Source organism: Ralstonia sp. SET104, assembly GCF_003851545.1.
GTDB lineage: Bacteria > Pseudomonadota > Gammaproteobacteria > Burkholderiales > Burkholderiaceae > Ralstonia.
Window position 1 is genome coordinate 163,086 of sequence record NZ_BHVX01000004.1, and the last position, 20,379, is coordinate 183,464.

General features: G+C 63.8%; 21 protein-coding genes. 12 read left to right on the forward strand and 9 right to left on the reverse strand.

Translation table 11 applies throughout. The features are described from left to right. Positions 1-55 precede the first annotated feature (55 nt). Positions 56-1,762 carry a long-chain fatty acid--CoA ligase gene (locus PSUB009319_RS07195; RefSeq protein ID WP_124381549.1) on the reverse strand — a complete coding sequence of 569 codons (1,707 nt, stop codon included), beginning with the start codon at positions 1,760-1,762 and terminating at the stop codon, positions 56-58. Between the two features lie 209 nt (positions 1,763-1,971). On the opposite strand from PSUB009319_RS07195, the gene trxA reads away from it, so the two are divergent. From trxA to PSUB009319_RS07215, 4 genes are all read left to right on the forward strand, one after another. Continuing rightward, the gene (trxA, locus tag PSUB009319_RS07200) at positions 1,972-2,817 is read left to right on the forward strand and encodes a thioredoxin (RefSeq protein ID WP_124381550.1); all 846 of its coding nucleotides are present in this window, start codon (positions 1,972-1,974) and stop codon (positions 2,815-2,817) included. Between the two features lie 10 nt (positions 2,818-2,827). Then, entirely contained in the window at positions 2,828-3,493 is a 666-nt protein-coding gene (locus PSUB009319_RS07205; RefSeq protein WP_124381551.1) for a DsbA family protein, read from the forward strand. Positions 3,494-3,572: 79 nt separating this feature from the next. Then, the gene (locus PSUB009319_RS07210) at positions 3,573-3,989 is read left to right on the forward strand and encodes a bacteriohemerythrin (protein ID WP_124381552.1); all 417 of its coding nucleotides are present in this window, start codon (positions 3,573-3,575) and stop codon (positions 3,987-3,989) included. 97 nt (positions 3,990-4,086) lie between these two features. Further along, the gene (locus PSUB009319_RS07215) at positions 4,087-4,410 is read left to right on the forward strand and encodes a co-chaperone YbbN (protein WP_124381553.1); all 324 of its coding nucleotides are present in this window, start codon (positions 4,087-4,089) and stop codon (positions 4,408-4,410) included. Between the two features lie 14 nt (positions 4,411-4,424). On the opposite strand, the gene tcdA is transcribed toward PSUB009319_RS07215, so the two are convergent. Next, positions 4,425-5,327, reverse strand: a complete 903-nt coding sequence (tcdA, locus tag PSUB009319_RS07220) for a tRNA cyclic N6-threonylcarbamoyladenosine(37) synthase TcdA (RefSeq protein ID WP_124381554.1) — start codon at positions 5,325-5,327, stop codon at positions 4,425-4,427. An 81-nt stretch (positions 5,328-5,408) separates the two neighbouring features. Between tcdA and PSUB009319_RS07225 the strand changes: the two genes are divergently transcribed. Beyond that, a complete protein-coding gene (locus PSUB009319_RS07225) occupies positions 5,409-7,709 on the forward strand; it encodes an AsmA family protein (RefSeq protein WP_124381555.1) in 2,301 nt (766 codons plus the stop codon). 22 nt (positions 7,710-7,731) lie between these two features. On the opposite strand, the gene PSUB009319_RS07230 is transcribed toward PSUB009319_RS07225, so the two are convergent. From PSUB009319_RS07230 to PSUB009319_RS07240, 3 genes are read right to left on the reverse strand one after another with little or no spacing between them, the layout of a single operon-like run. After that, positions 7,732-9,015, reverse strand: a complete 1,284-nt coding sequence (locus PSUB009319_RS07230; protein WP_124381556.1) for a cytochrome c — start codon at positions 9,013-9,015, stop codon at positions 7,732-7,734. 1 nt (position 9,016) lies between these two features. After that, entirely contained in the window at positions 9,017-10,627 is a 1,611-nt protein-coding gene (locus PSUB009319_RS07235) for a GMC family oxidoreductase (RefSeq protein ID WP_124381557.1), read from the reverse strand. Next, positions 10,627-11,112: a sugar dehydrogenase complex small subunit gene (locus tag PSUB009319_RS07240; RefSeq protein ID WP_124381558.1), complete on the reverse strand. Its 486-nt coding sequence runs from the start codon at positions 11,110-11,112 to the stop codon at positions 10,627-10,629. The genes PSUB009319_RS07235 and PSUB009319_RS07240 overlap by 1 nt, the downstream gene beginning before the upstream one ends. A gap of 217 nt (positions 11,113-11,329) precedes the next feature. Here PSUB009319_RS07240 and pdxH point away from each other — a divergent pair, with 217 nt between their 5' ends. The 3 genes from pdxH to PSUB009319_RS07255 all read left to right on the forward strand — a co-directional run bounded on the left by pdxH (position 11,330) and on the right by PSUB009319_RS07255 (position 14,530). Next, positions 11,330-11,968 carry a pyridoxamine 5'-phosphate oxidase gene (gene pdxH / locus PSUB009319_RS07245; RefSeq protein WP_124381559.1) on the forward strand — a complete coding sequence of 213 codons (639 nt, stop codon included), beginning with the start codon at positions 11,330-11,332 and terminating at the stop codon, positions 11,966-11,968. Positions 11,969-12,186: 218 nt separating this feature from the next. Beyond that, positions 12,187-13,407: a cyclopropane-fatty-acyl-phospholipid synthase family protein gene (locus PSUB009319_RS07250; RefSeq protein WP_124381560.1), complete on the forward strand. Its 1,221-nt coding sequence runs from the start codon at positions 12,187-12,189 to the stop codon at positions 13,405-13,407. A gap of 4 nt (positions 13,408-13,411) precedes the next feature. Then, positions 13,412-14,530 (forward strand): DUF72 domain-containing protein, encoded by a 1,119-nt coding sequence (locus PSUB009319_RS07255; protein WP_124381561.1) that lies wholly within the window; start codon positions 13,412-13,414, stop codon positions 14,528-14,530. 16 nt (positions 14,531-14,546) lie between these two features. Here the strand turns inward: PSUB009319_RS07255 and msrA are convergent, their stop codons facing one another. Continuing rightward, on the reverse strand, positions 14,547-15,107 hold the full coding sequence (gene msrA / locus PSUB009319_RS07260; RefSeq protein ID WP_124381562.1) for a peptide-methionine (S)-S-oxide reductase MsrA: 561 nt from the start codon (positions 15,105-15,107) through the stop codon (positions 14,547-14,549). Between the two features lie 149 nt (positions 15,108-15,256). Between msrA and PSUB009319_RS07265 the strand changes: the two genes are divergently transcribed. Continuing rightward, complete coding sequence (locus tag PSUB009319_RS07265; RefSeq protein ID WP_124381563.1) at positions 15,257-15,847, forward strand: flavin reductase family protein; 591 nt, start codon at positions 15,257-15,259, stop codon at positions 15,845-15,847. 9 nt (positions 15,848-15,856) lie between these two features. Here the strand turns inward: PSUB009319_RS07265 and PSUB009319_RS07270 are convergent, their stop codons facing one another. After that, a complete protein-coding gene (locus PSUB009319_RS07270) occupies positions 15,857-16,063 on the reverse strand; it encodes a DUF3079 domain-containing protein (RefSeq protein WP_124381564.1) in 207 nt (68 codons plus the stop codon). Between the two features lie 81 nt (positions 16,064-16,144). Further along, the gene (locus PSUB009319_RS07275; protein ID WP_124381565.1) at positions 16,145-16,672 is read right to left on the reverse strand and encodes an Lrp/AsnC family transcriptional regulator; all 528 of its coding nucleotides are present in this window, start codon (positions 16,670-16,672) and stop codon (positions 16,145-16,147) included. Positions 16,673-16,830: 158 nt separating this feature from the next. Here PSUB009319_RS07275 and kynB point away from each other — a divergent pair, with 158 nt between their 5' ends. From kynB to kynA, 3 genes are read left to right on the forward strand one after another with little or no spacing between them, the layout of a single operon-like run. Next, positions 16,831-17,460, forward strand: coding sequence for an arylformamidase (gene kynB, locus PSUB009319_RS07280; RefSeq protein WP_124381566.1), 630 nt, complete (start codon positions 16,831-16,833; stop codon positions 17,458-17,460). A gap of 48 nt (positions 17,461-17,508) precedes the next feature. After that, positions 17,509-18,762, forward strand: coding sequence for a kynureninase (gene kynU, locus PSUB009319_RS07285; protein ID WP_124381567.1), 1,254 nt, complete (start codon positions 17,509-17,511; stop codon positions 18,760-18,762). A 1-nt stretch (position 18,763) separates the two neighbouring features. Continuing rightward, positions 18,764-19,657, forward strand: a complete 894-nt coding sequence (gene kynA, locus PSUB009319_RS07290) for a tryptophan 2,3-dioxygenase (protein WP_124381568.1) — start codon at positions 18,764-18,766, stop codon at positions 19,655-19,657. Positions 19,658-19,764: 107 nt separating this feature from the next. Here kynA and PSUB009319_RS07295 read toward each other — a convergent pair whose 3' ends face one another. Then, positions 19,765-20,307 carry a hypothetical protein gene (locus tag PSUB009319_RS07295; RefSeq protein WP_124381676.1) on the reverse strand — a complete coding sequence of 181 codons (543 nt, stop codon included), beginning with the start codon at positions 20,305-20,307 and terminating at the stop codon, positions 19,765-19,767. Between the last annotated feature and the right edge of the window lie 72 nt (positions 20,308-20,379).

A 20,379-nucleotide genomic window follows, 5' to 3' on the forward strand; every position in this document is an offset into this window, starting at 1 on the left:
AAGGGGCCGCGCGGGCCCCTTACTCTTGACGGTCTCGACGGTCTCGACGCTCTTTTTAGGCAACCGCCGGTTTCTCGGCCGCCACGTTTCTGGCGTTTTCCTGTTCCTGCAGCGTGCGCCACATCACCTTGCCCGTGCCGGACTTGGGCAGCGCATCCACGAACTCCACCACGCGCGGGTACTTGTAGGCGGCCATGTTGTCGCGCGCCCAGTTGATGATGTCGTCTTCGGTGGCCTTGCCCTTGGCGTGGGCCTTGAGCACCACCACCGCCTTGACCGACTCGCCGCGATATGCGTCACGCGTGCCGATGATGCAGGCCTCCTGCACATCGGGGTGCTTGTACAGCAGGCTCTCCACCTCGGCAGGCCACACCTTGAAGCCCGACGCGTTGATCATGCGTTTCAGGCGGTCGGTGAGGAAGAAGTAACCGTCTTCGTCCATCCGGCCCAGATCGCCCGTGCGAAAGAACGTCTTGCCCTCGAACTCGATGAAGACTTCCGCGCTGGCCTGCGGCTTGCCCCAGTAGCCCAGAAAAACCTGCGGGCCGCTGACGATGATCTCGCCCACCTCGCCAATCGGCAGTTCCTGAAGGGTCTGCGGATCGACGATGCGCGCGTCGGTGTTGAACACGGGAATACCCAAGCACTGCTGCTTGGCCCGGTCAGCCGGATTGCTGTGCGTGGGCGCGATGGTTTCCGACAGGCCATAGCCTTCCTGGTAGGCCAGGTTGAAATCCTTCAGCAAGCGCTCGGCCACGGCCTGCGGCATCGCCGCGCCGCCACCGCCGATGTAGGCCAGGCTCGACAGGTCAAACTCCGCCAACTGCGGGCTCGCCAGAAAGTCGATCACCATGGTCGGGATGTTCGTCCAGTGCGTGATCTTGTAGCGCGAGATCAGCCGCCCCGCCACCTCGCGGTCCCAGCGCGGCAGCATCACGACGGTGGAGCCCATGTAGATCGGCGCGTTCATGCCGTACTGCATGCCGGTCACGTGGAACAGCGGAATGATCGACAGGCTCACGCCCTCTTTGGTCGAACTCGACCACATCGAGCCGCCCACCACGTTGTGCATGACGGTACGGTGCGGGTGCATGCAACCCTTCGGGAAACCCGTGGTGCCAGACGTGTACGGCATCACGGCCAGATCATCCGGCCCGGCGGTGTGCGGGCCCGGCACGAGGCGCTGTGCCAGCACGCCGTTCCAGTCAACGGCGCCCGGTTGTGCCGGATGTTGTGCGGCGATCCATGCGGGCGGTGCGTCTTCAGGGTATTCGTACGTGGCAGGCAGTGCGTCAGCGTAGGAGGTCACCAGCAGATGCTTCGTGCGCTGGGCTGGCGCCAGTTCTGCGTTGGAGGTCGTCACGTTGACGGCCAGGTCTGCGCTGCAGATGACCGTGGCTGCGCCCGAATCGGTGATGTAGTGCTTGAATTCTTCGGGCCGGTTCATCGGGTTGACCGGCACGACCACCGCATCAGCGCGCAAGATGCCGTAGTACGCAGCCATGAACTGCGGGCAGTTCTGCATGTACAGCAGCACGCGATCGCCCTTCTGCACGCCCGCCACCTGCTGCAGCCAGCCGGCCACGGCCAGCGCATCGTCGTGCAACTCACGGAAGGTGGTGTGGCGACCGTAAAAGATGATCGCGTCTTTGTCCGGATAGCGTCGCGCAGACACTTCCAGGTTGTACCAAAGGCTCGTTTGCGGCGAGCTGATGTTGTACGGCAAACGTCGGGGCCAGAACTGGAAGTGCGGTCGTGTCATGCCATGTCTCCGTGAATTTGTATGTTGTTTTTACCGGATGGTATCCGAACGATCGTTCTATTTTCAACCGTTGCCCTGACATACGTTATTGCGCCGCTCAGCGGGTGGACAACCCCCCCTGAAAACGGCCCAGCCCACCCCAAGTAAAATGCACAATACCCTTCGCCGGGCATGTGCCGGCGCCATTGCCCCTCAGGAGAATCCCGACGATGAGTGACATCACCTCGCAGAATTTCGCGCAAGAAGTGATCGAAACCTCTCGCCAGATCCCGGTGCTGGTCGATTTTTGGGCGCCGTGGTGCGGCCCATGCCGCACATTGGGCCCGATGCTGGAAAAGCTCGAAGCCGAGTACGCCGGCAAATGGAAGCTCGCCAAGATCAATTCGGATGAAAACCCCGAGCTTTCCGCCCAGTTCCACGTGCGCAGCATCCCGTATGTGGTGGCGTTTGTGGATGGCAAACCGGTTGACCAGTTCGTCGGCGTTTTGCCCGAAGCGCAACTGCGCGCGTTCCTTGACCGCGTGATTCCGCAACCCGCGGAAGTTGCCTACCGCGAAGGACTGGCCGCAAGCCAGGCGGGTGAACCGGCTCACGCGCGCGAGGCGTTCCAGAACGCGCTGGCCTTCGACCCTGGTTTCGATGCCGCGCGTTTTGAACTGGTGAACCTGCTGCTGGACGGGGGCGACACGCATGCCGCGCAGGACGCGTTCGCACTGCTCTCGCCCAAGGCGTCGCAACACGCGCGCTATGCCCCACTGGAGACGCGCCTGAAGGCAACCGAACGGGCCGACACGCTGCCAGATGCCGGCGCCCTGCGCACGCTCGTGGAAGCGGAACCGGGCAATCTGCAAGCGCGGCTCGACCTGGCGCAGCAGTACATTGCCGGGCAGGCATATGAAGCGGCATTGGAACAATTGCTCGCCATCGTTGAACGCGACCGTGCATTCCGCGATGACATTGCCCGCAAGACGATGGTCTCGGTGTTTGACATGATGCACGACGCACCGCAGGCGGTGTCGCACTGGCGCCGCCAACTGGCATCCAAACTGAATTGAAGGAGCCATCATGCGACTGATCTACGTAGCCGATCCGATGTGTTCCTGGTGCTACGGCTTCGGCCCGCAGCTTGCCGACTTGCGCAAGCGCCTGGCCGACATGCTTGGTGCACCGGTGCCCGTCACGCTCATCACCGGTGGGTTGCGCCCCGGCCAGCGTGAGCCCATGGCCGCAGACAAGCGCGACGAAATCCTTCACCACTGGCATGCCGTGGCCGAGCGCAGCGGCATGCCATTCGACCAATCGCCCACGGTAGCCATGCGCCGGGACGGCTTCGTCTACGACACCGAACCTGCCTGCCGCGCCGTCGTCATGGCACGCGAGCACTGGGCCGAAGATGACGAGCGCGTGCTCACCCTCTTCCACGCCATCCAGCACGCCTTCTATGCCGAAGGCCGCGACACCACACAGACCGGCGTGCTGCGCGAAGTGGCCATCGCCAGCGGCGTTGAGGCGGAACACTTCGATGGCGTGTTCGATACGGACGCGCTGCGCGACGAAACCCGCGAAGACTTCCGCCTGTCGCGCCGCTGGGGCATCAACGGTTTTCCCAGCCTGCTGGCCGAACAGGGCGGCACGCTGTACCAGATCGGGCGCGGCTATGCGTCGTCGGTGGCGCTGTACGCGCGGGCAATGGAGGTGCTGCAACAGCAGCCCGAGGCAGACGCCGAATAGCCGGTTTGCCCAGCGTCAAACCCTGGCACAAAGGCCGTCGCGTAAGCTGACGGCTTCGTCCACCCTACTCTGCGCCGCCATGCCCGTGATCGAATGGTCTGAAACGCTCCAACTCGGAGACGCCGCCACCGACGCCAACCACGCCGAGTTCTGCGCGCTGCTCAACGCCGTTGCCGATGCCTCGGACGCGGAGTTCATCGCCACGCTCGACGCCTTCATCGAGCACACCGAGCACCATTTCGCCGAAGAAAACGGGTGGATGGACGCGGCGGACTTTCCCCCACGCCACTGCCACCGCGGCGAGCACGACAACGTACTGGCGCTGTGCCGCGAGGTGCGCAAGCGCGCCGCCGCCGGCGAGATGGAACTGGGCCGCCGGCTGGTGGCGGAACTGCCCGCCTGGTTTGCGCAGCATGTCGACGTGATGGACCGCATGATGACGACGTATCTGGCGCAGATGGGCAACCCGATGAGCAACATCGAGCACGTCGACTGAACACGGCTTGTCGACCGGCGCTCTGCTGCCTAGAGTCAGAGTGGCCCTGCCCGCTGGCCCTCGTTGTGCGGGCGTCCACTCCAGCCCGGGAGCGCCCATGAAGACCGTCAACGATGCCTCGTTTCAATCCGATGTGATCGACGCCTCGCAACGCAAGCCGGTGGTCGTGTGCTTTGCAGCGCAGTGGAGTCACCCGAGCCAATCCGCCGTGGCCAGCCTGGAACAGATGGAATCGAACTACGCCGGACGTGCCACGTTCGTCACCATGGATTTCGACGAGAGCCAGGGCACCGCCGATCGATACGGCGTGTCGGTCATGCCGGGCTTTGTGGTCTTTGCCGATAGCCAGCCCCGCGATGGATGGTCAGGGGTGTATGCCGACGCCATCCGCGAGAAGCTGGATCAGGTCATCCCGCGTTGACGCGTCGCTCAGCGTCAGACGCCAGCGATCGCCCGCAGCGCCGTTGACGCTGCCACCATCCCGAACACCGCCGTCACGCACACGGACGAACCAAAGCCCGCGCATGCAAGGCCCTGCGGCCCCTGCGTGGGCTGCGGCGCGGGCGGTGCGTTGACCACAGCGATGTCGCCAGTCGCCGCAAGGTCGTCGATACCGGCGTGGCTCGACTCGACTGGTAACTCGACCGCACACGCCTGCTGCTCCGGTTCGGGATAGCGCAAAGGCTCGTCCGAGAACACGGCATCAATGCCGAAACGCGACTTCGGGTTTTTCGAGAAGCCGTGCTGGCGCCGCAGATTGCCACGCACCTTGGCCAGCAGCGGGTCTTGAATCGTGCGGGAGAGGTCTGTTACGCGAATGCGCGTCGGGTCGAGTTGCCCGCCTGCGGCGCCGCACGTCACCATGCGTTTGCCGGTGCGCTTGCAGAACGCGACGATGGCCGTTTTTACCTTCACCGCGTCAATGGCGTCGATCACGTAGTCGAACGCGTGACCGAGCAATGCCTCGACGTTTTCGATGGTCACGAAATCATCAATGCGGCTGATCTCGGCACGCGGATTGATCTGCAGGATACGCTCGGCCATGGCGTCCACCTTGGCCATGCCATAAGCGTCGCCCAGCGCGTGAATCTGGCGGTTGGTGTTGGATACGGCGATGTGATCGAGGTCGATCAGCGTGAACTTGCCGACACCACAGCGCGCCACCGCTTCGGCTGCCCACGAGCCCACGCCGCCGATGCCGATCACGCACACGTGCGCCGCCGCAAAGCGCTCAAGCGCCTGCGGGCCATATAGCCGGGCAACGCCGCCAAACCGGCGTGCGTATTCATCATCGAGGATGGGCGGATGCGCGGGCGCGCTGATTGCTACGTGGCTCATGACACAATTGAATCGGGATTGCGCCGAACTATATATCAACGCGCGCGGTCGCATTTTTGTGCCAATACCAACAAAAAGACGATGCGTACATCCGGCAAACTCGCCCTCGGACTGGTCATCACACCCGTCGTCATCGTGGCAGCGGCGGTCATCTTTGTGCTGACGTTCGACTGGAACCGCGCCAAGCCCTATCTGAACGACCGCGTCTCGCAAGCCATCGGCCGCCCCTTCGCCATCAATGGCGACCTGATGCTCACGTGGAAGAAGCCCGAAGGCGAATCTGGCTGGCGTGCGTATGTGCCATGGCCGCGATTGATTGCCAACGACATCACCGTGGGCAATCCGGATTGGGCCAAGCAACCGAACGTAGCAACCATCCATCAGCTTACGTTTGTGCTGGAGGCGCTGCCGCTGCTGGCGCATCGCATCGTCATCCCGAGCGTGACATTGGACACGCCTGCCATTGCGCTGGAGCGCGACAAGCAGAACCGCAACAACTGGACGTTCAACCTGGCGGGCAGCGAGGGCGACAACAAGAAGCCATCGGACTGGAAACTGGACCTGCGCGAAATTGCGTTCAGCAAGGGCTCGCTGGCGCTGGACGATGACATCAAGCGCATCCACCTGGCCGCCACCATCGACACGGTCGACAACCAGGCGCTGTACACGGCCGCCAACGGCACGGCCATCAAAAGCACGGACCAGCCTGCCAAGGTGCCGACCGCATCTGGTGCGGCGGCATCAGGCGCGACGGCATCAGGCACCGCGGCACAGACGCCGGTGGCGCCCGATCCGCAGCAGCCTTACGGCATCGCCTGGACGGTCAAGGGCACCTACAACAACGCTGCCATCAGGGGCAGCGGCAAGGCCGGCGGCGTGCTGCGCCTGCAGGATGCACAACGGCCCTACCCGCTGCAGGCCGACGTCACGGTCGGCAAGACGCGCATTGATCTGGCAGGTACGCTCACCAACCCGGCCAGCCTGACGGCGCTGGATTTGCGCCTGCACCTGTCGGGCGCAAGCATGGCGCAGTTGTATCCGCTGACGGGCGTGGTGCTGCCCGATACACCGCCGTTTGACACGCGTGGTCGGCTGATCGGTGAACTGCGCAAACAAGGATCGACGTGGCGCTATGAAAAATTTACGGGCCGCGTAGGCGGTTCGGATTTGGGCGGCACGCTCGCCTTTGCGATGCGCGAGCCGCGTCCGCAATTGACGGGTGAACTGGTCTCGCATCAATTGCTGTTTGCTGATCTGGCGCCAATCATCGGTGCCGACTCCAACGCCAGCAAGGCAAAACGCGCTGACCCAAGCGCAGAGCCGGGCGACAACAAGACCGTGCGCCAACCCGCCGACAAGGTGCTGCCGGTCGAGCCTTTCCGCACGGACCGCTGGAACGCCATCGATGCCGACGTGAAGTTCACGGGCGAGCGCATCGTCCACACCGCCGACTTGCCGATCAATCACCTCGTCACGCACGTCAAGCTGCAGGATGCGGTGCTCACACTCGATCCGCTCAACTTCGGCATTGCGGGCGGCACGCTGGCGTCCAACATCCAGCTCGACGGCCATGCTTCGCCCATGCAGGCGCGCGCCGCACTGGCTGCGCGGCACTTCAAGATCAAGCAACTGTTCCCGAAGATCGAATCCGTGCGCGCCAGCGTGGGCGAGATCAACGGGGACGCACGCCTGTCGGCCACCGGCAACTCGGTGGCGGCGCTGCTCGGCGCGTCCAACGGAGAGCTGAAGATCCTGGTGGAGCAAGGCACCATCAGCAAATTCATTCTCGAAGCCATGGGGCTGAACGTGGGCAACGTGATCCTCACCAAGCTCTTCGGCGACAAGCAGGTCACCATCAACTGCGCGGCCGGCGACTTTGCCGTGAGCAATGGTCTGGCGCAGGCACGCACGTTCGTGGTGGATACACAGGATGCCGTCATCGACGTGACCGGCGCGACCAGCTTCAAGCAGGAAGCGCTGGACTTCACCATCCATCCGGACTCGAAGGGGCTGCGTGTGTTCTCACTGCGCACACCACTGTACGTAAAGGGCACCTACAAGCATCCGGACGTGTCGGTCAACCCGGCGGTGGTGGCGCTGCGTGCAGGCGGTGCGGTAGCGCTGGCACTGACGGCGCCGGTGGCAGCAGTGTTGCCGGTGCTGGAACTCAAGCCTGCGCCGGAAAGCGCCTGCGGCAAGCTGCTCGCCGATGTACGCCAACGCCCGACCGCGCCGCCGCCGGGCAAGACGTATCACAGCAAAACGCCGGGGCGTACGCCGGAAGGCGATTTGAAATCGACGCAGTCCGACTCGGGCAAGGCCGCAGCGCCTGCCCGCCCCGCAGCGCCTGCAGCGCGCGACCCGCTGACGACCGGCGGCTGATCTGCCGCCGGCACCATCGTCGCTACTTTGCTGAACGCCGCTTTGCGATGGCGTCCGCAGTCATCGGCGGGGTGGCCGGATCACCAAACTGCCGCGTGACGTAGTTGGTGAGTGCTGCGAGCTGTTCGTCGGACAGCTGACGCCCAAACGCCGGCATGCCGATGTGCTTGTCGCCCGCCTTGCGCTCGATACCGAACAGAATCACCTGCACAAGGTTGGTCGTATCCCGCGTGCCAACTGCGGAGTTGTGCAACAGCGGCGGATAGTAGCCATCGGGCGTGCCGCGTCCGTCAGCCTGGTGGCACGTGGCGCAGTTGCCGAGGTACAGGCGCGCGGCGTCGATGGTGGTTTCGATGGGCTTGCCGCGCAGCGCGGTCACATCGGTGGCGGGCTTGCCCCAGTCCTGCCGCGCGCGCTCAAGGTTGTTGCTCACGGCCGGCACGGTGCGCAGGTATTCAGCGATGGATTGAACGTCCCGTATCGTCATGCGCGAGAAGCTGTGTTGCACGGCCTCGCCCATCGGCCCCGCGGCTTGCGCCACGCCGGGCAGGCTGCCGGTGCGCAGGTACTGCACGAGTTGTTCGGGCTTCCAGGCGCCGATGCCGCTGGTTGGGTCCGAGGTGATGTTGAACGCCGTCCAGCCCGCCAGCGTGGAACCCGACAGGTAGCCACTGCCGCGCTCATCCATCGCCTTCTCTTGCATGGCGAAGCCGCGCGGCGTGTGGCATGTGCCGCAGTGCGCGAGGCCCTGCGTGAGATACGCGCCGCGATTCCACCTCGGCGATTTGTCGCCCTGAGGGACGTACGGCTCGCTCTTGAGGAACAGGAGGTTCCACAGCTTGAGCGGCCAGCGCATGCTCAGCGGCCAGCGGATCGTGCTCGGTGGTGGATCGTTTTGCACGGCCGTGATGCCGTTGCGGAAGTATGCATAGAGGTCACGCATGTCCGCATCGTTGATCTTCGCGTACGACGGATACGGCATGGCCGGATACAGATTGTCGCCGTCGTCATCCACGCCCTTGCGCACGGCGCGTTCGAAATCCTCATAGCTCCATTTGCCGATGCCGGTCTTTTCATCGGGTGTGATGTTGCTGCTGTAGATCGTGCCCAGCATCGGGATCTGCATCGGCAAGCCGCCCGCGAATGGCTTGCCGCCCGGCGCCGTGTGGCAGGCCGCGCAATCGGCGGCAATGGCGAGATATTCGCCGCGCTTGATCTGCGCGGCATCGGCCGGCGTGTCCTTGGCCCATGCGTTTGCCACCAAGCCCGAGAGCAACAGCAAAGAGAACGAAGCGATCGTTCGCATGTCACGCCTCCTTCTTCAGTTGATCTGCAATGCGCAGGGCAAGTGCCGCGATGGTCAGCGTCACGTTAACGGTGCCCACTGTCGGCATGGTGGAGCTGCTGCTGATGAACAGGTTCGGATGATCAAACGTGCGGCAGTCCTTGTCGACCACGGAATCCTTCGGGTCAGCCCCCATGATGGTCGCGCCGGTGATGTGGTTGTTGGGCGCGAAGTCGTCGTGGAATTCAACATTGGTGCCGCCCATCACCTGGGCTGCCGTGGCGTAAACCTGGCGTGTGTGCACCGCGCTGCGTTTGACGTAGTCGTCGATGTGATACGTGATCTCCGGACGCGGGATGCCGATGGCATCAACCTCCGTCGCGCTCGGCACGATGCGGTTCTCGGGCAGCGGCAGAATCTCGTGAAAGCTGTCGAACTGCACATAGCGCGCGGCCTGATCACGAATGCGTGCATCCAGTTCGGCGGGCTTGATGAGCTTGCCTTCCTTGAAGATGCGCTGCGTCTCCTGCTCGATGCGCGACATGTTCGACAGGTGCAGCTTCTTGCCCGACTGCGTGGCCCGGAATGGCCCATCGCGAAAGCCGATCAGCGAGGTCATTTCCTGCGGCCCACGCCCCGGCCACAACTTGCGGTCGGCATAGAAGCTCACGCCGGTGCCGGGGTGGTCCATCAGGTTGCGGCCGACCATGTCGGAGCTGTTGCCCACGCCCTTGGGATAGTCCTGGCTGGTCGACATCAGCATCAGCTTGGGCGTTTCGATACCGTTGGCCGCCAGCACAAACCACTTGCCTTCCACGCGGTGCTCGGCGCCTTTGGCGTCCTTATAGCGCGCGGCCACAATGCGCTTGTTGGGCCCGACTTCGAGCTTGAAGACCACGGCGTTTTCGATCAGCCGCGCGCCGGCCTGCTCGGCTTTCTCCACATGGAAGATGCCGTTATACATCGCACCGATTGGGCAGATCGGCATGCAGTTGTTGTTGCCGCAGCAGGTCGGGCGGCCATCGTATGGGCGGCTGTTGCGCGCCACCGGTTCGGTCACCACACGAAAGCTCGCGTCGTGCGCGTTGAGCGCTTCCTTGATCGTGCGTTCGCTGAAGGACAGCGGCAGTGGCGCCATCGGATACGGCTGACTGCGCGGGGAGCCAAGCTCCTCGTCGTTGGGCCCCCACACGCCAAGCGCCTCTTCTGCCAGGCCGTAGTAGCGCTCCAGATCCTGATACTGGAGCGGCCAATCCCGCGCGATGCCGTACACGCTGCGCAGCTTGAAATCGTTCGGTATGAAGCGCCAGGCGGACGCTGCCCAGTGCCACGTTGTGCCACCCACTGCGCGGATGTACTGCGAGTTGAACTGATGCTCGCCCTTGAGCACGAGGTAGTTGTTGGGCGGGCCATATTCCGGATGCGGTGCCCACGGCGTTGACGGATACGGCGCCATGAAATCCATCTTGTCGGCCTGATTTCGGAAGCGCTCGACGATCTCCCAGCGCGGCAGGCGCGGCCCGGCTTCGAGCATCAGCACCGACTTGCCCGCACGCGCCAGCTCGTACGCCACCAGCGCCCCCGCCACGCCAGAGCCCACCACAACGATATCGGCTTGTTGAGTATCGGCCATCAGGCTTGCCTCTCGACAGGGGGCTCGGCCCAGAAGCCGGGCTGGTTGGGGCAATACGTGCGGATGACCAGCGTGTCGGACACCACGCTGTACATCAGCGCCTGCTCGTACGTGACAACGTTGCCGTCAACCACACCCAGGTACCACGCTTCCAGAATCTGCAGCGCGGTCTTCTGCTGTGCATCTGAGAGTGAGCCCGCTGCCAGTGCCTGCGCCAGGGGCCGCAACTGCGCGGCAAAGTCCGCACCGGATTTGCCCAGCGCGGCCAGCAACCGCGTGCCAACGGCACGATCCAACGCCGGCCGCGCCGTCAGCGCCTGTGACAACGCCATGAACGCATCCAGCGATTCACCGGGCGCCTGCGCCACCGCGCGCAACACCTGCGAGCCCGCCAGCCCGGCCGCAGCCAACGCCAGCGTGCCCTGCAGCCACTGGCGGCGCGTCAGGCCGGCAGGGGAGTCAGGAGAATGGGAACGGGGGGCCATTTCGACATCCTGTTGAAATTTTTGTGGGGAGAGATGGCAGGCGCCGCCAGCCTGACGCCCTGACTAGCCAATATAGGCGGCGCGGAACAGATCGCCAGCACCGCTGCCCCAAGCGCAAACCGTGCCAGCCCTTGCGTGCAAGCAAAGGGCGGCAGGCGGTGTTTGTCTATACTCAGCCGGTTCGCCGCATGTCGCCTACCACGCATCCGCCACGCATATGACTTCCATTGCCGATATCCGCACCGATTACGCCCGCGCCTCGCTCGACATCGTCGATGTCGATGCCAACCCCCTGCGCCAGTTCCGCCGCTGGTTCGACGAGGCCCTGAAAGCCGAGGTGGCCGAAGTCAACGCCATGACGCTTGCCACTGTAGACCCGCTGGGCCAACCCTCGGCCCGCATCGTGCTGCTCAAGAACCTGGACGAACGCGGCTTCACCTTCTTCACAAACTACGCCAGCCACAAGGGCGAGGAACTCGCCGCCAATCCCCGCGCTGCGCTGCTGTTCCATTGGATCGGGCTGGAGCGCCAGGTGCGCATTCAGGGCATCGTCGAAAAGGTAAGCGATGCCGAGAGCGACGCCTACTACCACTCGCGCCCGCTGGGTTCGCGCCTGGGCGCCTGGGCCTCGGAGCAAAGCAGCGAGGTGGCCGACCGCGCCACACTGGAAGCCCGCGAAGCCGAATACAGCCAGCGCTTTGGCGACGCCCCGCCGCGGCCGCCGCACTGGGGGGGCTATCGCCTGCTGCCCGAGCGGCTCGAGTTCTGGCAAGGCCGCCCATCGCGCCTGCATGATCGGTTGGAGTACCGCAAACAGGCCGACGGCAACTGGACGATCGTTCGCCTCGCCCCATAGGCCGAAGGGCGGAGGGGCGGATGCGCAATACGGATTACGCCATAGTTATTGTGCATCGCGTCATGCTGGCACGGCGCTTGCTGGCCGTGGATTGCGGCCAGCGCGCGCCCGTAAGACCCGCACAGCACAATGGGAAAGTTTGTCGTAAGCTAATGTGATGCGTTCGGGCCGCAATCCGATGGCCACCCCGAACATCTGCACATCAGGGAGGCGTCGACATGCTTTTCCATCAGGCGATTGACCGCAAGCTCGAGCAGTGGATCAAGGACATCCGTGAGTCCTCCAACCTCCCGATCCGCCTGCGCCTATGGAACGGCGACCAGTACGAACTGGGCCGTTTCGAGCAACCGCGTGTCACGCTTACCGTGCGCGAAGCCAGCGCCTTGCCCCTGCTGCTCGCGCCCACGCTCAACAATCTCGGCGAGGCGTATGTCCAGGAAAAGATCGACCTGGACGGCAAGCTGGCCGACATCATCAACGTTGCCTACGGCCTGGCCACTTCGGCCGCCACCACCAGCGGCAATGCGCTGGCCCGCGTGGTGCGCCACTTCGCCCATACGAAGGAAGGCGACAAGGAATCAATCCAGTACCACTACGACGTCTCCAACGATTTCTACAAGCTGTGGCTGGACCAGAACATGATCTACTCGTGCGCTTACTTCGAGAACGGCGACGAAACGATCGATCAGGCGCAGCTCAAGAAGATCGACCACATCCTCACCAAGATCCGCCTTCAACCGGGGCAAACGCTGCTCGACATCGGCTGCGGCTGGGGCGCGCTGGTGCTGCGTGCGGCGCAGGAATACGGTGCGCGCTGTCTGGGCGTGACGCTGTCGCAAAACCAGTACGACCTCGCCACCGAGCGCGTACGCGCCGCAGGCTTGCAAGATCAGATCGAAATCCGCATTCAGGATTACCGAGACCTTACCGGCCAGTTCGACCGCATCACCAGCGTTGGCATGTTCGAGCACGTTGGGCGCAAGAACCTGCCGGGCTATTTCCGCCGCATGCACGATCTGCTGGCCGATGGCGGTATCGCCATGAACCACGGCATCACCTCCACCGACCCTGAGGGTGGCGAGGCGTCCATGGGTGGCGGCGATTTCATTGATCGCTACGTTTTCCCGCAAGGGGAACTGCCGCATATCTCTCTGGCGCTTTCCGCTGCGCAGGACGGCGGCCTGGAAGCGCTTGACGTTGAAAGCCTGCGCCGCCACTATGCGCGCACGCTTGAGCACTGGGCCGAGCGCTTCGAGACCAACAGAGACACCATCCGCGCGATGGTGGGCGAGAAGAAGTACCGCATCTGGCGCGTCTACCTGGCCGGTTGTGCGCACGCCTTCGACGCTGACGAGATCTCGATTTTCCAGACCGTGCTGCAAAAAGCCGGCAAATCGGCGACCTCGATCCCGTGGTCGCGCCGCTATATCTACGCATAACCGTTTGGCCGCCAGTTCATCCGACCCTGCCCCCATCGACGATCTGTTTGGCGCGCCGCCAGCATCGAGCGACAGTGCGGCGACAGGGTTAGTCCGCCCTTCAGCCAAAACCGCATCCAGCCCCAAGCGCTCTTCCGCCCGCCAGGGCGTGATGCCAGCCACGGTGACACCCGAGGTGGCGGCGCTCGCGCAGCGCCTGCTGCGTGGGCTGCATGGGTTACGCATTGGCACGTCGTCATGGTCGTATCCGGGGTGGGATGGGCTGGTCTATGCGGGTGAGTATTCCGACTCAATGCTCGCGCGCAAGGGCTTGGCCGCGTACGCCAGGCACCCGCTGCTGCGCACGGTCAGCATCGATCGCGGTTTCTATTCACCGATTCCGCTGGCGGACTACGTGGCCTACGCGGCCAGCGTGCCGGAAGATTTCCGCTTTGCTGTCAAGGCAACGTCTGCCGTGTGCGACGCCTGGATTCGCGAATCGGACGGCCGCGGCCGTATGGCCAATCCCGCCTTCCTGAACGCGGAATTTGCGGTGCGGGATTTTGTCGAGCCGGCCACACGCGGGCTTGGCATGCGGTGCGGGCCGCTGGTGTTCCAACTTTCACCGCTCGGCGCGCTGGCCGAAGATGCGGCCGGTTTTGTGGAGCGGCTCGAAGCGTTTCTGACCGCGCTGCCGCCGCTCGATCCGCAGCGCAATCCGGATGCCAGCTACACAGTGGAGTTGCGCGACGCCACCTTGCTCACGCCACGCTTCATCAAGATGCTGCGTGCAGTTGGCGTGCGCTATTGCGTGGGCCTGCATGAGCGGATGCCGGCGGCGGATCGGCAGGCCGCTGCGGTTGCCCTGCTGGATGAAGGTGCGGGCGGCCCGCTGGTGGTGCGCTGGAACCTGAACAGCCGCTACCGCTACGCGCAGGCCGAAGCAGCGTACAAGCCGTTCAATAAGCTCGTCGATGAAGATCCGTTCTCGCGCGAGACGCTGGCCGACATGGCGGTGGCTGCACTGGCGGCCGGGCGCAAGGTAACGATTCTGGTGAGCAACAAGGCGGAAGGGTCGTCCCCGCTATCGTGCATCAAGCTGGCTGAGGCCATTGCTGCGCGCCTGCCGGCGGACGCGGCATAGCCCCAGCCCTTCCCGCTCAGCCCTGCAGGCGGTGCGCGAACTGCTTGCGGAACTTCGCCACCTTGGGCGAGATGACGAACGCGCAGTAACCCTGCGCCGGGTGGTCACGGAAGTAATTCTGGTGCTCGTCTTCTGCACGCCAGAAGGTCACCTTGCCGTCAGCGGCGTCCACCAGTTCCGTCACGATGGGCGCTTCGAAGATGTCGCTGGCGCCAAGTTCAGCAATGGCTGTGCGCGCCGTCGCCAGTTGCTCGGGTGTTTGCGCAAAAATGGCGGAGCGATACTGCGGCCCGACATCGTTGCCCTGCCGATCCGGCGTGGTCGGATCATGAATGGCGAAGAAGATGTCGAGAATCTCGCGATACGGGATCACCGCGGGGTCGAACTGCACTGCCACCACTTCAACGTGACCGGTGTTGCCATTACAGACGGCGCGGTAGCTGGGGTGATCGACATGGCCGCCGGCATAGCCGGACACCACGCTGCGCACACCCTGCACCTGCTGGAACACGGCTTCCAGGCACCAGAAACAGCCTCCGCCCAGGATGGCGGTCTCGAGGGCGCGTTGTTCAGTCATTCCGGGTCTCCTGCAAAGTGGATCGGGTTGCCATTGGTCGGCAGAGCACGCAAATCCTGACACGAGTCTGCCGAAGCACGCAAAGCCCTACGCCCAAACCGGACAATCCACCGTCCGTTACAATTGGGGCATCACTTTTGGTAGTTTGCATGGACCATCACGGAGCCATTCCCAGGCACACGCGCGACAGGGAGCCTTCCGCGCGCAAGCCGTCGGCGCATGGTAGCGCCACCCCGCCTGATTTCGATGCCGCGCATTTCAGGCATGCCCTGTCCCAGTTTGCCACTGGTGTGACGGTGGTCACCACGCGCTCGGAAGGCGCGCCGGGCACACCAGCGTTCGTCGGGGTGACGGCCAGCTCGTTCAATTCGGTGTCGCTGGACCCGCCGCTGGTGCTGTGGAGCCTGGGCATGCAGGCGAATTCATTCCCGCTGTTCCATGCTGGCTCGCACTACGTGATCAATATCCTCGCGGCTGAGCAGTTGGACCTGTGCAAGCGCTTCGCCACGCTCAAGGGCGATCGTTTTGCCAACATTGACTACCGCCTGAGCCCGACTGGCTTGCCGATTCTCGCGCAATCATTGGCGTGGTTCGAGTGCCATAACCGCAGCCGCTACGACGAAGGCGACCACGTTATCTTCGTGGGCGAAGTCGAACGCTGCGGCGTGATCGATCCCGACGGTGCACCGCTGGTGTTCCATCGCGGCGCGTTCTCTTCGCTCACGCACATCGGCACGTAGCCCGCCACATCATGCGGACGTGGCCGCCTTCTGCGGCGCTTCCGCCTCGATACCCCAGTCCCCGAATTCATACCAGTCATCGCCAAGCAACTCGGCAGGGTGCTGGGTGCGGCCCGAGCCGTTGCCACAGCCCAATGCATCGGTAGAGCAATACTTGTCGCAGCCCCAGCAGATGCGCTCGGGGTGCACAGGATGCAGCGGAAATTTCTTGGCCATGGCCCGCTCCGGTCGACAACACAAGGCCACTATCCGCGCATGCCACCCGCAGGGGATTGATCCTCGTCAGAAAGTGCGGCGCTAGCTTGCTTTGCCTCGCTTGCCCGTCGCGCTGCCTTCCAGCGGGCGGACGCCGCGTGCTTCCATGAGCAATGCCAGGCCGCCATCGCGGTCCTTGATGGTGCGCAGGACGATGTTTGAGCGGATGTCCATCACGCCCGGCGTCTTGTACAGACGCTCAATGATGAACTCAGAGTAGTGCTGCAGGTTGGGCGCCTGCACGCGCAGGATGTAATTGCAGTCTCCCGTGATGATGTAAGCGGCCACGATCTCGGGCCAGCTCTGCACGGCGGCCATGAAGGTCTCGTGCCAGCCCGTCACGTCTTGCCGCATCGACACCTGCACGATGGCCTCCAGCTCCAGCCCCAGCGCCACCCTGCCCAATTGCGCCCGGTACCCGGTGATGGCGCCGCCCTCTTCCAGCATCCGCACGCGCCGCAGGCACGCCGACGGCGACAGCGCCACGCGCTCGGCCAAGTCCTGGTTGCTGATGCGGCCGTCTTCCTGCAAGACCTTGAGAATGCGCAGATCGGTGGTGTCGAGTTGCATTTATCGTCGTTCTTTGCGCCATTTCTTTAATGTGTTGAATTTTATGCGACTTCATTGAAATTTTGCGCACGAATATGCAAACCCATTGCGCGTGGATTTCCCTATCATTCCGGCACCGATTCACACTTTTTCACACGCGTTTTTGCCTCGGAGCCGCCTTGGAACGCACTTTGTGGGACATCAGCCCCGCCCTTTCCGCCGCCACGCCCATCTGGCCCGGCGACACGCCGTTTTCGCAGGAAATTGCGTGGAAGCTCGAAGGTGACTGTCCAGTCAACGTCGGGCGCATCACGCTGTCGCCGCACACGGGCGCGCATGCCGATGCGCCGCTGCACTACCGTGCGGACGGTGCGGCGATTGGCGAGGTACCGCTCGATGCTTACCTTGGCCCGTGCCGCGTCATCCACTGCGTGGGCGTGGCGCGCGTCGAACCCGAACACGTACGTGAGGCATTGACCGACACACCGCCGCGCGTACTGCTGCGCACTTACGCGCAAATGCCGCAGACCAAGTGGGACGACCACTTCGCCGCGATCGCGCCCGAAACCATCGAACTGCTGGCCGCGCAGGGCGTGCGCCTGATCGGCGTCGATACCGCCTCGCTCGACCCGCAGACCTCCAAGACCATGGACGCGCATCACGCCGTCGGCAAACACGGTCTCGCCATCCTCGAAGGGCTGGTGCTCGACGACGTGCCCGCCGGCGACTACGAACTGATCGCCCTGCCGCTCAAGTTCGCCACGCTTGATGCGAGCCCGGTGCGCGCCGTGCTGCGCAGCCTGCCCTGATCCACACAACGACAAAACACCAACCGCTTTTTTCGCCCCCGCATTCACATGACCATCACCCGCAACGCCTGCCTCGAACGCGACGCAGCCGACCCGATCGCCCCGCTGCGCGATGCCTTTGCGCTGCCCGACGGCGTGATCTACCTGGATGGCAACTCGCTCGGCGCACGCCCGAAAGCTGCGCTCGCCCGCGCGCAGGAAGTCGTCGCCAACGAATGGGGCGACGGCCTGATCCGCAGTTGGAACCAGGCCGGCTGGTTTGAGCTGCCGCGCCGCCTGGGCAACAAGCTCGCCCCACTGATTGGCGCACGCGAAGACGAAGTGGTCGTCACCGATACGACGTCGATCAACCTCTTCAAGGTGCTGGCGGCCGCGATTCGCGTGCAGCGTGAAGACGCGCCGAATCGCAAAATCATCGTCTCGGAAACGCACAATTTTCCGACCGACCTGTACATCGCCGAAGGGCTGGCCGACTTGCTGCGCGACGGCTACAGGCTGCGCCTGATCGATTCGCCAGACGAGCTGGAAGGCGCGCTGGGCGACGACGTTGTCGTGACCATGCTCACACACGTGAACTACAAGAGCGGGCACATGTATGACATGGCGGCCGTCTCGGCACTCGCGCACAAGCACGGTGCGCTGACGGTCTGGGATCTGGCGCACTCGGCGGGCGCCGTGCCCGTTGACTTGCACGCCGGCGGCGCGGATTACGCCATCGGCTGCACGTACAAGTATCTGAATGGCGGCCCAGGCTCGCCCGCCTTCGTGTGGGTGGCGCCTGCGCTGCGCGAGCGTTTCTGGCAGCCGCTGTCGGGCTGGTGGGGCCATGCGCGTCCGTTCGCCATGGAGCCACGCTACGACACCGATGCCGGCATCGGCCGCTTCCTGTGCGGCACACAGCCGATCACCTCCATGGCGATGGTCGAATGCGGGCTCGACCTGTTTGCACAGACATCGATGGCGGAGCTGCGCACCAAATCCCTCGCGCTGACCGACCTCTTCATCACGCTGGTGGAAACGCGCTGCGCAGACTTTCCGCTCACGCTCATCACGCCGCGTGAGCACGCAGTGCGCGGCAGCCACGTCAGCTACGAACACCCGAACGGCTATGCCGTGGTGCAGGCACTGATCGCGCGCGGCGTAATCGGGGACTACCGTGAGCCGCGCATCATGCGCTTCGGCTTCACGCCGCTATACACGAGCTTTGCCGATGTGTGGGACGCCGTGGAGGCGCTGCGCGACGTGCTGGAAAGCGGCACATGGCAATCGGCCCAATTCAACGAACGTACGCTGGTGACCTGAGATGTCGAACCCCATTGACCCGATCAAACCTGCAGCATCGGGCTGCCCCATGCACGCTGCACCCGGCAACGATGGCGAGAACTGGCACAACGCGCAGCTCGATTTCTCGAAATCGATGAGCTATGGCGACTATCTCGCGCTCGACCAGATTCTGAACGCGCAGCATCCGCGCTCGCCGGACCACAACGAGATGCTCTTCATCGTGCAGCACCAGACCACGGAGTTGTGGATGAAGCTGATGCTGCACGAGCTGCGCGCCGCGCGTGACTGCGTGCGCAACGACAACCTGCCGCCCGCGTTCAAAATGCTGGCGCGCGTGTCGCGCATCATGGATCAGCTTGTACAGGCGTGGAACGTGCTAGCCACGATGACACCGCCCGAGTACTCGGCCATGCGCCCGCACCTTGGGCAATCGTCGGGCTTTCAGTCGTATCAGTACCGCGAGATCGAGTTCATCCTGGGCAACAAGAACGCGGCGATGCTCAAGCCGCACGCGCATCGTCCGGAGCATTACGCGCAGGTGAAGGCCGCGCTGGAAACGCCGTCGCTGTACGACGAAGCGGTGCGCTACATGGCGCGCCACGGTTTTGCGTTTGACGCCGATTGCGTGGAGCGCGACTGGTCGCGCCCGGTCACCTACAACGCCTCGGTGGAAGCCGCGTGGCTGGAGGTCTACCGCGACCCGACACACCACTGGGAGCTATACGAACTCGCTGAGAAGTTCGTCGACCTGGAAGACGCGTTCCGGCAATGGCGCTTCCGGCATGTGACGACGGTGGAACGCGTGATCGGCTTCAAGCGTGGTACCGGCGGCACCGAAGGCGTGGGCTATCTGCGCAAGATGCTGGATGTGGTGTTGTTTCCGGAGCTTTGGAAGTTGCGCACCGACCTGTGATGGGCGCTGTTGGTTCATCCCCGGTTTCATCTCCTGCCGGGGATGAAACAAGGGGATGCACCATAAGCACATCCCCCGGCGGGCGCCCACACACACAACAATCAGCCTTACGCTCCGTTCAGGCGATTGTCGCTACGCGAGGTCGTGGTCACCTTCCCATCCGGCCCAAAGTGCACATTGAAGAACGCCTTCTCAGTCGGGCTTTCCATCCACCGGTAACCCCAAACCTCTTCCTGCTTCAACCGAAACGCCTCAACCTTCCCCGGCTTGCCGAGCATCCGGCGGACGTCGTCCTTGCTCTGCCCAACCCGCACGCGTCCAAAGTTCTCTGCCGTCAGTACCTGATCGATCTTCTGCACGTGCCCGTCGGGGCCGATCGTCACCATCCAGGTTGAAGTCCCTTCCGGCCCGCGCGGATACTCCAGTTGCCGCGTGCCGCCCTCGTTCTCCCAGATCATCTCTGGCTGACCTGCGGTGGCCTTCACATCGGCTTCGGTGGATTGTCCGGGCACGATGTCCTTGAACAACAGGTTGTCGGGCTTGGCCGACTGCCACGCCCGTTTGGCGGCGTCACCCACGCGATCGACGGCTTGGTCAACCTTCTGCTGATCGCAACCGAACAGCCCCAGCAATGACGCCAGAATTCCCATGGTGACCCCCACTTGTGCCAGTTGACGATGCGGCATGGACCCTCCCGTTCAAACGTGTATTCCTCGCATTCT

What these genes read in the sequence shown, in the direction of transcription:
- PSUB009319_RS07195 (WP_124381549.1), bottom strand. Translation starts at nt 1,762, where the DNA reads ATGACACGACCGCACTTCCAGTTCTGGCCCCGACGTTTGCCGTACAAC.
- trxA (WP_124381550.1), top strand. Translation starts at nt 1,972, where the DNA reads ATGAGTGACATCACCTCGCAGAATTTCGCGCAAGAAGTGATCGAAACC.
- PSUB009319_RS07205 (WP_124381551.1), top strand. Translation starts at nt 2,828, where the DNA reads ATGCGACTGATCTACGTAGCCGATCCGATGTGTTCCTGGTGCTACGGC.
- PSUB009319_RS07210 (WP_124381552.1), top strand. Translation starts at nt 3,573, where the DNA reads ATGCCCGTGATCGAATGGTCTGAAACGCTCCAACTCGGAGACGCCGCC.
- PSUB009319_RS07215 (WP_124381553.1), top strand. Translation starts at nt 4,087, where the DNA reads ATGAAGACCGTCAACGATGCCTCGTTTCAATCCGATGTGATCGACGCC.
- tcdA (WP_124381554.1), bottom strand. Translation starts at nt 5,327, where the DNA reads ATGAGCCACGTAGCAATCAGCGCGCCCGCGCATCCGCCCATCCTCGAT.
- PSUB009319_RS07225 (WP_124381555.1), top strand. Translation starts at nt 5,409, where the DNA reads ATGCGTACATCCGGCAAACTCGCCCTCGGACTGGTCATCACACCCGTC.
- PSUB009319_RS07230 (WP_124381556.1), bottom strand. Translation starts at nt 9,015, where the DNA reads ATGCGAACGATCGCTTCGTTCTCTTTGCTGTTGCTCTCGGGCTTGGTG.
- PSUB009319_RS07235 (WP_124381557.1), bottom strand. Translation starts at nt 10,627, where the DNA reads ATGGCCGATACTCAACAAGCCGATATCGTTGTGGTGGGCTCTGGCGTG.
- PSUB009319_RS07240 (WP_124381558.1), bottom strand. Translation starts at nt 11,112, where the DNA reads ATGGCCCCCCGTTCCCATTCTCCTGACTCCCCTGCCGGCCTGACGCGC.
- pdxH (WP_124381559.1), top strand. Translation starts at nt 11,330, where the DNA reads ATGACTTCCATTGCCGATATCCGCACCGATTACGCCCGCGCCTCGCTC.
- PSUB009319_RS07250 (WP_124381560.1), top strand. Translation starts at nt 12,187, where the DNA reads ATGCTTTTCCATCAGGCGATTGACCGCAAGCTCGAGCAGTGGATCAAG.
- msrA (WP_124381562.1), bottom strand. Translation starts at nt 15,107, where the DNA reads ATGACTGAACAACGCGCCCTCGAGACCGCCATCCTGGGCGGAGGCTGT.
- PSUB009319_RS07265 (WP_124381563.1), top strand. Translation starts at nt 15,257, where the DNA reads ATGGACCATCACGGAGCCATTCCCAGGCACACGCGCGACAGGGAGCCT.
- PSUB009319_RS07270 (WP_124381564.1), bottom strand. Translation starts at nt 16,063, where the DNA reads ATGGCCAAGAAATTTCCGCTGCATCCTGTGCACCCCGAGCGCATCTGC.
- PSUB009319_RS07275 (WP_124381565.1), bottom strand. Translation starts at nt 16,672, where the DNA reads ATGCAACTCGACACCACCGATCTGCGCATTCTCAAGGTCTTGCAGGAA.
- kynU (WP_124381567.1), top strand. Translation starts at nt 17,509, where the DNA reads ATGACCATCACCCGCAACGCCTGCCTCGAACGCGACGCAGCCGACCCG.
- kynA (WP_124381568.1), top strand. Translation starts at nt 18,764, where the DNA reads ATGTCGAACCCCATTGACCCGATCAAACCTGCAGCATCGGGCTGCCCC.
- PSUB009319_RS07295 (WP_124381676.1), bottom strand. Translation starts at nt 20,307, where the DNA reads ATGGGAATTCTGGCGTCATTGCTGGGGCTGTTCGGTTGCGATCAGCAG.